The organism is Cellulomonas sp. P2_B4, assembly GCF_056404795.1.
On the sequence record NZ_JBFUDI010000064.1, the window covers coordinates 1 to 616 of the forward strand.

A 616-nucleotide genomic window follows, 5' to 3' on the forward strand; every position below is an offset into this window, starting at 1 on the left:
GAGGAAGCCTGGCCGCTCCGCCGGGACCGGCCGCATGCGATCGTCGTGCGCGGGCCCGACGGTTTCCACCGCGAGTTCCGAGGCCATGGGAACGCGCCGCGGGTCGAGGCGGCACTCGCCTGGCGTGAGGATGGGACAGGCGGCACGCTGCGCCTCGCCAATCGCGGCGATGACGCGGTCGCCATGACGCTGCACTGCGCCCATCGCGGCACCAGCGAGCAGGTCGCGGTGCCCGCGGGCGCGAAAGCGCAACGGCCAGTCACGCTCGCCGACCATCGCTGGTACGATCTGATGCTGACCGCGGAGAATGGGGTACGCCTGCGCCTGGCGGGGCATGTCGAGACCGGCGCGCCCGGCATCAGCGAACCCGCTTTGGCCTTCCCGCATCCAGGCTGAGCCGTCCCCCGCTACTGTCATCATCATGTTGCCAAGCCTGCCTAGGGCTCCGCTCGATGAGGGCGGGCGAGATGGAATCGGGCGAAGACGCGGCGGCGGACGTCAAGATACTGGACCCGCGCTTCCTGTCGCTTGCGGCGATGGAGTTTTGGGAGCGATTCGCCATGTACGGCGTGAAGTCGCTGCTCGTGCTGATCCTGGTCGACCGGGTGCTGGTGGG

The 616-nt window shown here is 69.5% G+C and carries 1 protein-coding gene; it reads left to right on the top strand.

Going from position 1 to position 616, the window contains the following annotated elements:
• A partial coding sequence (locus AC1DZC_RS20100; RefSeq protein WP_477044506.1) for a phospholipase domain-containing protein occupies positions 1-396 on the top strand: 396 nt, incomplete at its 5' end.
• Positions 397-616 lie beyond the last annotated feature (220 nt).